General features: G+C 63.5%; 13 protein-coding genes. 1 reads left to right on the top strand and 12 read right to left on the bottom strand.

The genetic code is table 11. The features are described from left to right. Positions 1 to 207: 207 nt before the first annotated feature. The 11 genes from BI344_RS10150 to BI344_RS10100 all read right to left on the bottom strand — a co-directional run bounded on the left by BI344_RS10150 (position 208) and on the right by BI344_RS10100 (position 11,590). Positions 208 to 606: a hypothetical protein gene (locus BI344_RS10150; RefSeq protein WP_139166943.1), complete on the bottom strand. Its 399-nt coding sequence runs from the start codon at positions 604 to 606 to the stop codon at positions 208 to 210. Positions 607 to 1,366: 760 nt separating this feature from the next. Further along, positions 1,367 to 2,854, bottom strand: coding sequence for a carboxypeptidase M32 (locus BI344_RS10145; protein WP_071112814.1), 1,488 nt, complete (start codon positions 2,852 to 2,854; stop codon positions 1,367 to 1,369). Between the two features lie 154 nt (positions 2,855 to 3,008). After that, on the bottom strand, positions 3,009 to 3,668 hold the full coding sequence (locus tag BI344_RS10140) for a hypothetical protein (protein WP_071112813.1): 660 nt from the start codon (positions 3,666 to 3,668) through the stop codon (positions 3,009 to 3,011). A 114-nt stretch (positions 3,669 to 3,782) separates the two neighbouring features. Beyond that, the gene (gene ribD / locus BI344_RS10135; protein WP_071112812.1) at positions 3,783 to 4,886 is read right to left on the bottom strand and encodes a bifunctional diaminohydroxyphosphoribosylaminopyrimidine deaminase/5-amino-6-(5-phosphoribosylamino)uracil reductase RibD; all 1,104 of its coding nucleotides are present in this window, start codon (positions 4,884 to 4,886) and stop codon (positions 3,783 to 3,785) included. Further along, positions 4,883 to 5,416: a GNAT family N-acetyltransferase gene (locus BI344_RS10130; protein WP_071112811.1), complete on the bottom strand. Its 534-nt coding sequence runs from the start codon at positions 5,414 to 5,416 to the stop codon at positions 4,883 to 4,885. Before BI344_RS10130 ends, ribD begins: the two co-directional genes overlap by 4 nt. Then, positions 5,413 to 5,961 carry a GNAT family N-acetyltransferase gene (locus tag BI344_RS10125; protein WP_071112810.1) on the bottom strand — a complete coding sequence of 183 codons (549 nt, stop codon included), beginning with the start codon at positions 5,959 to 5,961 and terminating at the stop codon, positions 5,413 to 5,415. The genes BI344_RS10130 and BI344_RS10125 overlap by 4 nt, the downstream gene beginning before the upstream one ends. Before the next feature lie 57 nt (positions 5,962 to 6,018). Further along, a complete protein-coding gene (nrdR, locus tag BI344_RS10120) occupies positions 6,019 to 6,477 on the bottom strand; it encodes a transcriptional regulator NrdR (protein ID WP_071112809.1) in 459 nt (152 codons plus the stop codon). Positions 6,478 to 6,646: 169 nt separating this feature from the next. Continuing rightward, positions 6,647 to 7,894 carry a serine hydroxymethyltransferase gene (gene glyA, locus BI344_RS10115; protein WP_071112808.1) on the bottom strand — a complete coding sequence of 416 codons (1,248 nt, stop codon included), beginning with the start codon at positions 7,892 to 7,894 and terminating at the stop codon, positions 6,647 to 6,649. Positions 7,895 to 8,168: 274 nt separating this feature from the next. Beyond that, positions 8,169 to 10,058 carry an amidohydrolase gene (locus tag BI344_RS10110; RefSeq protein WP_071112807.1) on the bottom strand — a complete coding sequence of 630 codons (1,890 nt, stop codon included), beginning with the start codon at positions 10,056 to 10,058 and terminating at the stop codon, positions 8,169 to 8,171. A gap of 92 nt (positions 10,059 to 10,150) precedes the next feature. Next, on the bottom strand, positions 10,151 to 10,804 hold the full coding sequence (locus tag BI344_RS10105) for a hydrolase (protein WP_071112806.1): 654 nt from the start codon (positions 10,802 to 10,804) through the stop codon (positions 10,151 to 10,153). Between the two features lie 84 nt (positions 10,805 to 10,888). Further along, positions 10,889 to 11,590, bottom strand: a complete 702-nt coding sequence (locus BI344_RS10100; protein WP_071112805.1) for a pirin family protein — start codon at positions 11,588 to 11,590, stop codon at positions 10,889 to 10,891. Between the two features lie 172 nt (positions 11,591 to 11,762). Here BI344_RS10100 and BI344_RS10095 point away from each other — a divergent pair, with 172 nt between their 5' ends. Beyond that, on the top strand, positions 11,763 to 12,701 hold the full coding sequence (locus tag BI344_RS10095; protein WP_071112804.1) for a LysR family transcriptional regulator: 939 nt from the start codon (positions 11,763 to 11,765) through the stop codon (positions 12,699 to 12,701). Positions 12,702 to 12,781: 80 nt separating this feature from the next. On the opposite strand, the gene BI344_RS10090 is transcribed toward BI344_RS10095, so the two are convergent. Continuing rightward, positions 12,782 to 13,861: a hypothetical protein gene (locus BI344_RS10090; RefSeq protein ID WP_071112803.1), complete on the bottom strand. Its 1,080-nt coding sequence runs from the start codon at positions 13,859 to 13,861 to the stop codon at positions 12,782 to 12,784. Positions 13,862 to 14,551 lie beyond the last annotated feature (690 nt).

The following is a 14,551-nucleotide window of genomic DNA, read 5'->3' as shown; positions in this document are numbered from 1 at the left end:
GCAGAAACAAGCCATATCAAGCGGCCTGACATGATCTGCCGGAAAATCCGCATGCTGGTTTAAATCGAGGGAGAAGAAGAAATTCAATCGGAAGATAGGTATAGATAACTGCCTTGCACTGACAAGCGATTCGACAGGGAATCTGATATGGAAAAAGCCCGCCAGTTGCCATGGCGGGCCTTGCACAGGTACCACTGGGGACGGCGGCTAACGATACTCGATGAGCATCACCGATTGGCCGTTGGACACGGCTTGCAAACTGGCTTTTGCAACATGTTGATTCAACGACTGGGCAGGATTCTTGGCATCCACGGTACGAGTCAGCGCAGCCGCCTCTTGGCATTGCAGCCGCAAAGACACGCCCCCGGCCGTCGCCGCCCGGGCCTGCATGGCGCAAGTCGGCTCAAGCACCCCGCCCGAAAAGTACACGACGCCCCCCGCCGCCGACGCCGCGCTGGGTGCGCTTAGCCCAATCACAGCGCCGATGACAATACCCCGAGCTAGCCCGCCGCTCCATATGCTCCTCAGATTCAACGCCCTGCCCGCAAGGCGAAACGCAGTGCATGCCTTCGCACCATCAGTCACTTCAGGAAGATCCAGGTTCATGGCCGCCATCCGTACGATATGGAAAAAGATTTAAAATGCAAACGACGTAGTTCAAACAAGATTTGAACAAGAAGCCATCAAATATCAACAAGATATCAATCAGTGTTTAAACAATTCACTCAAAAACAGTCATTTTTGTGCACACGTTTAAAGCAAACATAGTCAATGCAAATACAAATACAAGGTATGATTTTTTATTTTAAATATACTGTTTTAATTCAATTTATCCTCCGTGCCACTCCGAACAAACCGGGATAATCAGTCAATGCAAATGACTGAATGCCCGCCCCCTGCCACGGCGCCATCCATCCATCCCGGCATGCCTAGACCGATGCTTCAGGCCACGGCAGTCTCCCCCGCGCTATCCTCTCGGCGCTTTCGCAATATGGCGGAATCTCTCGCTCCGCCTGCCTTGCGATGGCTGGCGGCTAGCGCTGACAGACCGCACTCTTCGCGACAAATGGGAAAATCTGGACGCAATGCGCGCAGGATTGGGAAGACACGACCGGTAGATGGGATTTGACGCCTGGCGACCTGCCAGCAGGCGAAGGAGCCGGCCGAGTGCCGCGAAGGGAAGAGGGTGCATGCCAAGTTCAAACGCCGGATGGTGGATTTGAGCTTGGCCGCGGCCTGCGGGATGGGTGTGCTGGCAAAAAACATTGAAGCCAACACGACGGCCTGAACTTGCGGGATCAGGCGCGATCATCTACCGCCATCGATAGGCCGGCCGGACCGCCAACGGTCCGGCCGGCAAGCGGACTCAGTCCAGGTAGCGCGCCTGCAGGTGCGCGCGGTAGTAAGCTGGATTCAGCGTCTCGCCGGTGGCGCGCTCCACCAGTTCATTGGTGGTCCAACGGCTGCCCTGGCTCCAGATATTGGCGTTCAGCCAATCGAATACCGGGGCCAGATTGCCGGCGGCGATCTTTTCATCCAGCTGCGGCTCCTGCCGGCGGATGGTGGCGAAATACTGCGCCGCATACATCGCCCCCAGGGTATAGCTGGGGAAATAGCCGAAAGTGTCGGTCCAGTGAATGTCCTGCAGGCAGCCGTCGCGGTAGTTGCCGCGGGTATCCACCCCCAGATAAGCCATCATCTTCTCGTCCCACAGCGCCGGCACATCCTCGGCCTCGATCTCGCCGTCGATCAGCGCCCGCTCGATCTCGAAACGCAGGATCACATGCGCCGGGTAGCACAGCTCGTCGGCATCGACGCGGATATAACCCGGCGCCACCCGGGTGTACAACCGCGCCAGGTTATCGGCGCCGAAAGCCGGCTGCTCGCCGAAATGCTTGCCGATCAAGGGCGCGATCAATTGCAGGAAGCCGCGGCTGCGCCCCAGTTGCATTTCGAACGACAGGCTCTGGCTTTCATGAATGCCCATGGAACGGGCGCGCGCCACCGGCTGCGACAACAGCCCGCGCGGCAGGCTCTGCTCATAGCGGGCATGGCCGGTTTCGTGAATGATGCCCATCAGGCTCTGCACGAAATCGTCGTCGCGGTAGCGGGTGGTGATGCGCACATCTTCCGGCACGCCGCCGCAGAAAGGATGGTTGCTGACATCCAAGCGGCCGCCGTCGAAATCGAATCCCAGCAGGCCCATCACCTCAAGGCCCAGCTGGCGCTGCTTCTCCACCGAGAAGGGTCCCTGCGGCTGGATCACGCTTTCGCCGGCCTGCTTGTCGCGCGCTTTGGCGATCAGCCCCGGCAGCCAGGTTTTCACGTCGCCGAAGATGCGCGCGATGTCAGCGCTCTTCATGCCCGGCTCGTATTTGTCCAGCAGCGCATCGTAGCGGCTGCCGCCTTGCGCTTGCGCCAGCAGGCCGGCCTCCTCGCGCGCCAAGCGCAATACTTCGCGGAAGTTCTGCAGAAAGCCCTGCCAGTCGTTGGCGCGCCGCTGGCTGCGCCAGGCGTGCTCGCAGCGCGCCGCCGCCAGCGACTTGGCTTCGATCAGTTCCGCCGGCAGCAGATTGGCCAGCTGCCAGTCGCGGCGAATTTCGCGCAGATTGGCGCGCTGGCTTGGGTCCAGCGCCTCCTGCTCGGCGGCGTCCAACTGCGTTTTCAGTTCCGGCGCCGTGATCAACTGATGCATCAACACCTGCAACTCAGCCTGGGCCGCGGCGCGCGCCTCATTGCCCTTGCTCGGCATCATGGCCGCCTGGTCCCAGCTGGCGATGGCGGACAGGTGGCCAAAATGGTGCAATCGTTGAAAAGTGCGGGTCAGGCTCTGATAGGCCGTCTGATTTCCCATGAGATTCTCCCTGATAGTGAAGAAAACATACTCTCATGAGAATAATTGATATTCAAGATAAGATGAGAAGCAAAAAATTCATTAAATCATATGAAAAACAAGAGAAAAAATCAGATCACCAGCCAGAATTAATGATTTTTACTCATTCAAAATCCTATGGAGAGGCTGATTCCCCCTTATCCGTCCCCACCCGTTGCCGGGCAAAGGGAAACGACTGCCAATAGGGAAAATATTCGCGCACCGCCGGCAGCAACAACTGCCGGTCGGCAGGGTCCTGCAGATGCAGCAGCAAGCCATCCACCGCCATCCGGTAGCTGGTGGAATCAAATGGATGAGGATCCAGCAGAAACAGCAGCGCCTTCAACAGGATGCCACGCTGGCGGATCACCTCGTCGGGATGGCCGTCCTCGAACAGCTTGCCCAAATACAGGCCCAGCGAGGGAGGAAACCGGCGAAACCGCCGCCGCTGCATGACATCCACCAGCTCATCAAAGGTGCCGGCGAGCAAAATCGCCGGGTTGAACAGGGAGAAGCCGCTGCGGGAGGTGATCTCCACCACCTTCTTCATGTCATTGAGCCAAAAGCAATAGAATTCGCGGCAACAGCTCATCGCCAGCACCCGCTCCTGGAGCGGGCAATCCGCGACAAAAACTTCGACAACCGCCTGATAGGTTTCGACAGTGCGCGGCAGCCCCGACAAGCGCGCCAGCAAACGCAGCAGCAACGCCCGCCTCTGCTCCACCACTTCCTGCGCCGCGCCCAGACGGGCAATCAGCTGCAGATACGCCTCCAGCGCAGCCGCCACATCCGCCATCCCACCCTCCAGCCGGCCGAAACCGCCTCAAACCGGCAACACACCAGACATTCCACATCGCCAGCTTTCAGCATACAAACCTTGCGCGGCCGGAACAACAAGCAACTCCAGCCTTCAGCGCCCAGGCCGCAGGATCAGGCGCAAATCGGCGCCCACTTTGCCGACATCGACAATATCCAGCCTGACCTTGTCCGCCAGATCGGTCAACGCCGGCCAGGCGAACAGACCGCGCGCCGCATCGCCCGCCAGCGACGGCGCCAGATACAGCACGATTTCGTCCACCAGCCCGGCCCGCAGCAAGGCGCCGTTCAAGCCGGCGCCGGCTTCCACCATCAGCTGATTGACGCCGCGCGCCGCCAGTTGCCTCAGCAGGTCGGTCAGATCGGCGCCGCCGTCGCCTCTTGCCAGCATCAGCGCCTCGACGCCCTGCCGCTGATAGGCGGCCAAGCGCGCCGGATCGGCGGCGCAGCTGGCCAGCAATACGCGCCCGCCCTGGTAGATACGGCTGGATGGATCGGTTTTCAACGCGCCGTCCAGCACCACCCTCCATGGTTGGACCGCCACCGGCACTTCGCGCACCGTGAGTTGCGGATTATCCGCCAGCACCGTGCCGCTGCCGGTGAGGATGGCGCAGCTTGCCGCCCGCAGCCGCTGCACGTCCTGCCGCGCCTGCGGGCCGGTGATCCACTGGCTGTTGCCGTTGAGCAAGGCGGTCTTGCCATCCAGCGTGGCCGCGGCCTTCAACACCACCCACGGCCTTTCGCGCTCGACCCGCGACAGGAAACCGCGATGCACCCGGCGCGCCTCGGCCTCCATCAGCCCCGCGCTCGCCTCCACTCCGGCCGCCAGCAACATGGCGATGCCGCGGCCCGCCACTTCGTGATAGGGGTCGACCATCGCCGCCGCCACGCGCGCCACGCCTTCGGCGATCAGCCGCCCGGCGCAAGGCGGCGTGCGGCCGTGGTGGCTGCATGGCTCCAATGTGACATAGGCGGTGGCGCCGCGCGGACTGTCGCCGCGGGACAGGCAGTCCTTGATCGCCTGGATTTCCGCGTGGTCGGAACCTACCGCCAGCGTCGCCCCCTCGCCTATCACCCGGCCATCGCGCACCAGCACGCAGCCGACGCCGGGATTGGGCGCGGCGCGACGGGTGGCGGCCTCGGCCAGGCGCAAGGCCTGCTGCATGTAAAGATGGTCGGCGGCGCTATAGCTTGTCATGCTTGATTCTTCCATTCGTCGGCCAGCAGGCCGTAACAGCGCATATTCCAGAAACGGCCATGCAGGTACTGCGCGTCGCGCAGCTCGCCCTCCAGGCGGAAGCCCAGACGCTCCGCGACCTTGCAGCTGCGGAGATTCTCCGGCACGCAGCCCAGCTCCAGCCGGTGCAGGCGCAAATCTTCGAAAGCATGGCGCAGCAATTGCGCCAAGGCCTGCGCCATCACGCCCCGGCCAACGTGGCTGTCCGCCAGCCAGTAGCCGAGGCGCGCGTAGCGGTGCGCCTGGTTGATGCCATGCAGCGAACAAATGCCGGCAAGTTCGCCGTCCGCCTCTATCAACCGGTGCGCGCTGCGTCCTTCATGGTTACCATGCGCCTGCAGTTGAAGAAACGCCTCAGCATCCGCCACCGACTGCGGCTTGACGATGCCGCTCATCCATTGGGCAAGGGTCGCGCGGTAACGTTCGATCAGCGCGTACAGGGCTGGCGCGTCCCGCGCCGGATCCGCTTCGCGAAGGCAAACATGGCTCATTCGCGCAGCCGCCACTCGCGCGCCAGCATGCTGTACTGGCAGGCATCGTGATAACGGCCATGCAAACGGAGGCCCTGCCGTTGCACGCCCTCTTCGACGAAGCCCAGCCGCCTCGCCACCGCGCGGCTGCGGCGGTTTTCCATGCCGGCCACGATGGAGATGCGATTCAGCCCCAACTCGCCGAAACCGGCATTCAGCGCCTGCGCCACCGCGCCGCTCATCGCGCCGCGGCCGACGAAACGGTCCGCCAGCCAGTAGCCGAGGCTAGCGGAGCGGTTAACCACGCTGTCGCCATGGATATCGATGCACCCGGCCAGTTCGCCATCCAGCTCAATCAGCCAGCACGCGCAGCTCGAGCCGCTGCGCATGCCCTCTGCGACGCCTGCCAGGAACTGGCGGCTGTCCTCCACCTTGCGGGTGCCGTCCACCCAGGGCAGCCACTCGCGCAAGCCGGCGCGGCTCTCATCGATCAGCGCAAACAGCCGTTCGGCGTGGGCGACATCGGGCGGCAGCAGGGCAACGCGTTCAAAAGTAGCAGTAGTCATGGCTTCTCTATCAATGACAAAAGAATTTACCAGACTAATCAGCCCTGCTCGAAACTGTCAATGCGAGGACTTCTGGATTTCCTTGATAGCGTCGGTAAATTCGGAAATATCCTGAAAACTGCGGTAAACCGAGGCGAAACGAACATAGGCCACCTTATCCAGCCGCGCCAGTTCGTTCATCACCATCTCGCCGATCTGGCGGCTGCTCACCTCGCGCTCGCCCAGTTGCAGCAGCTTGTGGCAGATGCGGTCTATCGCCTCGTCCACCAGCGTGGTGGACACCGGGCGCTTATGCAGCGCGCGCAGGAAACTGGTGCGCACCTTCTCGATATCGAACTCGGAACGATGGCCTGCCGTCTTCACCACTTGCGGCATGCGCACATCGGCGGTTTCAAAAGTCGTGAAACGCTTGTCGCAAACCGGACAGCGGCGCCTACGCCGAATGCTGGCGCCATCCTCGCTGACACGGGAATCGATCACCTGAGTATCGGCGTTGCCACAAAACGCGCATTTCATGACAATAATCCTGAAGGTTGTAATAGCTGGATGTTATCAGCAAAGCCCAGCCCTGGCACCGGCAAAGCGCATGACGCCAGTCCCGCCGCGATGCCAAAGACATCCGCGCGCGCCAGACAAGAAAAAAGCCGCCCATCACCGGGCGGCTTTCTATCAGGAACAGCCAGACTTACTTGGCGTACACCGGGAAGCGGTGGCACAAAGCGGTGGCCTGTTCGGCTACGCGGGCGATCACCGCGTCATCGTTCGGATTGTCCAGCACATCGGCCACCAGGTTGGCGACTTCGATCGCCTCGGCTTCCTTGAAGCCGCGGGTGGTGATGGCCGGCGAGCCGATGCGGATGCCGGAGGTGACGAACGGCGTTTCCGGATCGTTGGGAATGGCGTTCTTGTTGACGGTGATGTGGGCGCGGCCCAGCAGCGCGTCGGCCGCCTTGCCGGTCAGGCCCTTGGCGCGCAGGTCGACCAGGAACACGTGGCTCTCGGTGCGGCCGGACACGATGCGCAGGCCGCGCTCGGCCAGGGTCTTGGCCATGATGACGGCGTTCTTCAGCACTTGTTCCTGATAAACCTTGAACTCCGGCTGCAGCGCTTCCTTGAAGGCGATGGCCTTGGCGGCGATCACGTGCTCCAGCGGGCCGCCCTGCAGCGTCGGGAACACATTGCTGTTGATGCTCTTCTCGAACTCGGCGCGAGCGAGGATGATGCCACCGCGCGGACCGCGCAGCGTCTTGTGGGTGGTGGAGGTGACGAAGTCGGCGTGCGGCACCGGATTCGGGTACAGGCCGGCGGCCACCAGGCCGGCGTAATGCGCCATGTCCACCATGAAGTAGGCGCCGACCTTCTTGGCGATCTGGCCCATGCGCTCGAAGTCGAAGCGCAGCGCGTAGGCGGACGCGCCGCCGATGATCAGTTTCGGCTTGGTTTCCATCGCCACGCGTTCCATATCGTCGTAGTCGATTTCTTCCTTGTCGTTCAGGCCGTAGGCGACGATGTTGAACATCTTGCCGGACAGGTTGGCCGGCGAGCCGTGGGTCAGGTGGCCGCCGTGGCCCAGGTTCATGCCCATCACGGTGTCGCCCGGCTTCAGAATGGAGAAGTACACCGCCTGGTTGGCCTGGCTGCCGGAGTGCGGCTGCACATTGGCGTATTCGGCGCCGAACAGTTGCTTGACGCGATCGATCGCCAGCTGCTCCACCACGTCGACATGCTCGCAGCCGCCGTAGAAACGCTTGCCGGGGTAGCCTTCGGCGTACTTGTTGGTCAGCTGGGAGCCCTGGGCTTCCATCACCGCCGGGCTGGTGTAGTTCTCCGAGGCGATCAGTTCAATATGATCTTCCTGGCGCTGGCACTCGGCGGCAATCGCGGCGGCGAGTTCGGGGTCGAATTGGGCAATCGTCTGGTCGGCAGCAAACATCGTCTGGCTCTTCCATCAATGGGTTAACGATCGGGCCATTCTACACGAAATGCCCGGCATGAAATCTTGACGTCAAATAAGCCGGGCCCCTCTTGGCGCGCCAGATGCCGGAACCGCCGCCGCCGAAACGCGGCTCATGCGCGCGCCCAGCAGCGGCCGCGGCAGCGCGCGAGCGCGTCTGGCCGCGCCTCCCTGACGGAAAAATCCGGCTATCCGCTGGGTTTCGCGGCTGGCCGGGATCCACCCCGGCCAAGCCCCTGCCCTGCCTGCGACATCACACCGCCCAGCAGGCGCATCCGAGCGCGCCGAAAAAGCCCTTCGCATCGGACACCGGCAGACTGGAAGCCCAGGCGCGGGCGTGGTCATGGCCGTGCAGGCCGCAGGCGCTGGCGCAAGCGCAGGCGGCGACCGACTGCCGTTGCAGCGAATTGCGCCCCGCCCGCTCCGGCTCGCCCCAGGCGGCGTAGCCCTTGAAAGTCCGCGCCGGCGACCAGTCCGGCATCGCCGGCGGCAGCGGATTGTCGTCCAGCGCGGCGAAATCCCCGGCGGCGTAGACAATGCGGCCGCCCACCAGGGTGAGCTCGGAAGTCAGGAAGGAAATGTCGTTCTCGGGGCAGGCGAAGAAATCCCGGTCCGGCACGATCAGGTCGGCGAACTGGCCGGCGGCGATGCGGCCGCGCTTGCCATCCTCGTTGGCGAACCAGGCCACGTTCTCGGTCCACATCCGCAGCGCGGTTTCGCGGTCCAGGCAGTTGCGCTGCGGGTAGAGCCGCAAGCCGCCAACGGTCTTGCCGGTGATCATCCAAGACAGCGACACCCAGGGGTTGTAGGAGGCGACGCGGGTGGCATCGGTTCCAGCCGACACCTTGACGCCCTTGGCCAGCATGCGGGCGATAGGCGGCGTGGCTTCCGCCGCGGCCGCGCCGTAGCGCTCGACGAAGTACTCGCCCTGATAGGCCATCCGGTGCTGGACCGCGATGCCGCCGCCCAGCGCCGCGATGCGGTCCATCGAGCGCTCGGAGATGGTTTCGGCGTGGTCGAAGAACCAGTTGAGGCCCTGCAGCGGGATGTCCTGGTTCACTTTCTCGAACACGTCCAGCGCGCGGGCGATGGTTTCGTCATAGGTGGCGTGCAGCCGCCACGGCCAGCGATTCTGCGCCAGGATGCGCACCACCTCTTCCAGCTCGCCCTCCATTTCAGGCGGCATGTCCGGGCGCGGCTGGCGGAAGTCCTCAAAATCGGCGGCGGAAAACACCAGCATCTCGCCGGCGCCGTTGTGGCGGAAGTAGTCGTCTCCTTGCTTGTATTTGACGCTGGAGGTCCAATCGAGAAAGTCCTCTTTCTCCTGATGCGGTTTTTGAGTGAACAGGTTATAGGCCAGCCGCACCGTCATCTGGCCGCTGTCGGCCAGTTGCTGGATCACCGCGTAATCGTCCGGATAGTTCTGGAAGCCTCCGCCGGCGTCGATGACGCCGGTCACGCCCAAGCGGTTCAGTTCGCGCATGAAGTGGCGCGTGGAATTGAGCTGGTAATCGAACGGCAGCTTGGGGCCCTTGGCCAGCGTGGCGTACAAGATGGCGGCATTGGGCTTGGCCAGCAGCAGGCCGGTGGGGTTGCCGTTCGCGTCGCGGACGATTTCCCCGCCCGGCGGCGGCTGGGTGTCGCGGGTATAGCCGACGGCGCGCAAGGCCGCGCCATTGAGCAGCGCGCGGTCGTATAGGTGCAGCAGGAACACCGGGGTGTCCGGGGCGGCGGCGTTGATTTCCTCCAGCGTGGGCAGGCGCTTTTCGACGAACTGGTGCTCGGTGAAGCCCCCCACCACCCGCACCCATTGCGGCGCGGGAGTGACGGCCACCTGCCGCCGCAGCATGTCCATCGCGTCGGCGAGCGAGCGCACGCCGTCCCAGCGCAGCTCCAGATTGAAGTTGAGGCCGCCGCGCACGATATGGGTGTGGTTGTCGATCAGGCCGGGCAATGCGCCGCGGCCCTTGAGATCGACAACGCGGGTGGCGGGCCCCGCCAGCGCCATGATCTCCTGATCGTCGCCCACCGCCAGGAACTTGCCGTTATGGATGGCGACGGCGCTGGCGCGGGGGCGGCGCGGGTCCAGCGTGGTGAAGCGGCCGTTGCGCAGAATCGCGTCGGCTACAGTGCGGATGCTCATTGTCGCGTCTCCTGATGCGCCGCTGTCGGGCCATCATGCGGTTGGTGCGGCGGCCTGGCGCGGCCGGAGGGAGCGCCAGCACCGGCCGACGATCAGCCTTCCTCGGCGCCGAACATGGCCTTGGCGTAGCCTATGCCCAGGCCGTAGCCGCCGCCCAGCTTCCTGGCGATGCCGGTGGTCAGCTCATAGGTATCCGTGCGCGCCCAGTCGCGTTGCAGTTCCAACAGGTATTGCAGCGCGGTCATCGGCTGCGCGCCGGCCTGCAGCATGCGCTGCACTGCGCGCTCATGCGCCTCGACGGAGACGTCGCCGCAGGCGTCGGTGATCACGTAAACCTCGAAGCCCTGCGCCAGCGCGGACAGCGCCGGGCCGACGATGCAGACGCTGGTCCACAAGCCGGCCAGCACGATGCGCGGCTTGCCGATTCGGTTGACCTGGGCGATCACCGCGGCGTCCTCCCAGGTGTTCATCGAGGTGCGGTCCAACAACCGCTGATCCGGGAACGGCGCGGTCACCTCGTCGAACATCGGCCCGGAGAAGCTTTTCTCGGCCACGGTGGTGAGAATGGTGGAGACGCCGAAACCCGCGGCGGCGGCGGCCACCAGGCCGGCATTGTTGCGCAGCGTGGGGATGTCGATGGAGTGGGTGGCGAAGGCCATCTGCGACTGGTAGTCGATCAGGATCAGGGTATGGTCGCGCGGGGTCAGCAGCAGCGGGCTAGCGGTGGCGGCAGCGGTGATGGTCATGGTGCGATCCTCGTTTTTATGTGGGAAGGGTTGGGACAATAGGTGAAACCATGCGATGGAATGCGGGCAGGCCCGCCTCGGTATTTACCCGCGGGTATCGACCAGAATGAGTTCCGCATCCTGGCTGGCGACCACGCGGAGCCGCTCCAGGTCCTTGATGGCCGCGCCGTCGCGGGCCTGCAGCGCAATGCCGTTGATTTCCGCCAGACCGCTTGCCAGCACCAGATAGCCGCGCCGCCCCTCGCCCAGCCGGTACTCCGCCGCTTCCCCGGCCTTGAGGGTGGCGCCGAGCACGCGGGAATGGGAGCGGATAGGCAAGGCGTTGTCGTCGCCGTCCATGCCGCTGGCCAGCGCGACGAACGCGCCGGAGCGGTCGGCCTTGGGAAAGGGTTTGGCGCCCCAGGACGGCTCGCCGCCGCGCCGGTCCGGCATGATCCATATCTGGAAAATGCGGGTGACGCCCGACTCCAGGTTGTATTCGGAATGCGTGATGCCGCTGCCGGCGCTCATCACTTGCACATCGCCGGCCTCGGTGCGGCCCTTGTTGCCCAGATTGTCCTGGTGGGTGATCGCGCCTTCGCGGACATAAGTGACGATTTCCATATCGGCGTGCGGATGCGGCGGGAAGCCGCTGCCAGGCGCGATGGTGTCGTCGTTCCACACCCGCAGCGCGCCCCAGCTCATGCGCGCCGGGTCGTAGTATTCGGCGAAGGAAAAATGATGCTTGGCGTCGAGCCAGCCATGATGGGCTCCGCCTAGGCTGGCAAATGGACGGTGTTCAATCATGGTGTTCTCCTGACGGCGTTAAGTGGATATAGCCACTATAAACGCCTCGCCAAACCATGTTAATGGGATATAAAGAATAGTATCCTTTCCACTTTTGACATGATCAGCCCTCTCAAGACTGCCATGATGATAAAATTGGAATCAATCTCATCGCTTTGCCTGCGGAACCGATATGAAAAAACTGCCCGATCTTGAAGCCTGGGCGATTTTCGCCAAGGTGGCGGAGTGCGGTTCCTTCGCCCGCGCCGCCGCCGAGCTGACCCTGTCGCAAGCCACGGTGTCCAAGGCCATCACCCGGCTGGAAGCCCGGATGAAGACCATGCTGTTTCACCGCACCTCGCGGCGCATCACGCTGACCGAGGCCGGCGACGCCGCGCTGGAGCGGGCCGCCCGCATCCTGGCGGAGGGCGAGGCGGTGGAAGCCGACATCGCCGAACAATCCAGCAGCCTGCGCGGACCGGTGCGCGCCACCGCGCCGATGTCCTTCGGCATTTCCCACCTGGCGCCGCTGCTGCCGGAGTTCATGGCGCGGCACCCCGAGGTGGAGCTGGACTTCCACTTCAGCGACGAAAAGGTGGATCTGCTGGCGAACCGGCTGGACATCGCGCTGCGGATCGCCTCGCTGGCCGACTCCAGCCTGCTGGCCAGGCGGCTATGCACGGTGCGCATCCTGCTGGTTGGCGCGCCGGCGTATTTCCAGCGCCACGGCCGCCCGCGGCACCCCAAAGAATTGGCCGGCCATCGCGCCTTGCAATACAGCTACTCGCCAAGCAGCCATTGCTGGAGCTTCCGTCATGAACAGCAGGGGGAGTTTGCGCTGGAGATGCCCGCTCCGCTGCGGGTCAACAACGCCGAGGCGCTGGCGCCGGCCTTGCGGGCCGGGCTGGGACTGGCGCTGCAGCCGGAGTTCCTCGCCTGGCAGGATTTGCAGTCGGGCCAGTTGGAAACCGCGATGACGGATTGGCGGGTCGATCCCATCGCCCTGTACATCCTGACGCCGCCGGGCCGCAGCCGGCCGGCGCGGGTGCAGGCGCTGATCGACTACCTGGCCATCCGCCTGGCCGGCGCGCCGTGGGCCCAAGCCATGGAATCAGCCCCGGACCAGGCCTAGCCAGCAGCGCCGCGCGCAGGCAAAAATAAAGCCCCGCGCTTGCGGGGCCGGGTTCGCGCGGGCGGACGGCGGACGAAATCTTACAAATCGTCGGCGGTGAAAAACAGCGGGACACCGTCGCGGCTTTCCGGCTGCAGCTCGGCGATCGCATGCACGTCGCGCACATGGCACTCGGCCATCAGCTCGCGGAAGTTCTCCTCGATCAGCTTGACGTTGTCCAAGGACGCCAGCGGCCAGACGAACGCTTCCCAGTTGCGCTCGTCGCCCCTGGCCGACAGCGTGAAATGCAGCTCGCCGTTGTCGTGGGCGGAAACGATGGCCACCGGCTCCTTGTCCAGCTCGCGCAGGCGGCGGATCTGGCTGCTGGCGAATACCTGCAGCGCCACCTCGAAGCGGGCGAAGTTGCCGGCCACCAGCGCCTGCATCACAGGCAGCGGCGGGCGGGCGATAGGGAACAGCGTCACGCCGTCAGCCTTGAGCTGCTCGCCGAGCAACTTCATCACCGGCATCCCCCAGGCGCCCACCGCGCCGCCCTGGCGCAGCGGCGACGGCTCGCCGTCCCGCTGGATCGCCACGCCCATCAGGTAGCGCAGGAACACCCCCTCCTCCTTTACCGTGACCGGCGCCGCCTGCTGCGGCAGCGCATCCCGAGCCGCCTCGTGCTTGCGGGTCAGCTGGTACAGCGTGGCGGCGTCCAGCCCCACCACGCTGTCGGGGTGCAACAATGCGCCGGACAAGGCGACATCGCCGTCGGCGGCGAACACGCCATGCTGGCGCAGCAGCGCATTCAGACCGGCCACATCGGCGATCTCGCCCGGCAGCGTCGTTTCGCTGCGGCTGCCGGCCACCAGCACCAGCGGCATAGCGAACACCTGCGCGCGCGCGCCGCCGGTTTCCTCCACCGCCTGGCGCAGCCCGTCCCATACCACCTGATAGCAGGCTTGCGTCGGCACCATCGCCAGCGCCACCGAGATCGACAGCAGCTCGCCGCGCTGCAGCATCTCATCGATGGCGGCGACCAGCGCCTGGCGCCACATGTCGCGCTCGCCGGCATCGGGCGCATCCAGCACCGATTGGGCATGATGGATCAGACGATTGGTCAGGGAAACTTGCGGGTGGTACTGGCGTGGATCGGGAAGAATATGGCGGACTGCGTCCATGTGCTGACATCCTGCTGCAAACGGAAAAAACGTATTGTGGCACAGCTGCCACGTTATGGGGCGGCCGCGCGCCAGACATGACCATATGCTGGACGCCTGCAATTCCGGCCCTTTCCCGGCCTCATGTATCGAAGCGCGACAAAAACTTACATTTCTCGACATTTTCGGAAACGCAAATGTTGACACTCGCTACCGCAATCCGGATAATCCGTTCTCGTTGAGATGCAGCAATTGCTTCTTGATAGTTTCTCCTCTATTTCTCCTTTGTAGACTTGGCGCGGGCCGTAAGGCACCGCGCATTTTTTTTGCCTACCCGCCGCGCAATCCCTGGCAAAAATCTTACAAATCATTGCGATATACACAATATCTTCACAACTTGTCCAACTGTCCACCTGCCGCATTCGCCACAAGAACAGGCCGCAAAGGCATGGGCAATCTCGCAAGCGCCTGTCGCACAAAAACCCAATATGGTAATTTATATAGAGTCAAAAATTCTATTGTCATTTCGCAAATATTTCACTTACGAAACAAAACGAATATTGAAACGGCGGAATGATTCGATTTTTACCAAATGAACCGAATGGAGGACATACAGACAAAACGCGCGCGGGAAGGGGCTGGACCGACGCCGCCCCTCACAAGTTCCCGACTGTCGGACAGGAGCGTGGGCTATGCTAGCACTATCGCCTG

The organism is Chromobacterium sphagni (assembly GCF_001855555.1).
GTDB classification, from domain to species: domain Bacteria; phylum Pseudomonadota; class Gammaproteobacteria; order Burkholderiales; family Chromobacteriaceae; genus Chromobacterium; species Chromobacterium sphagni.
This window is presented reverse-complemented; position numbering and strand designations above follow the sequence as displayed.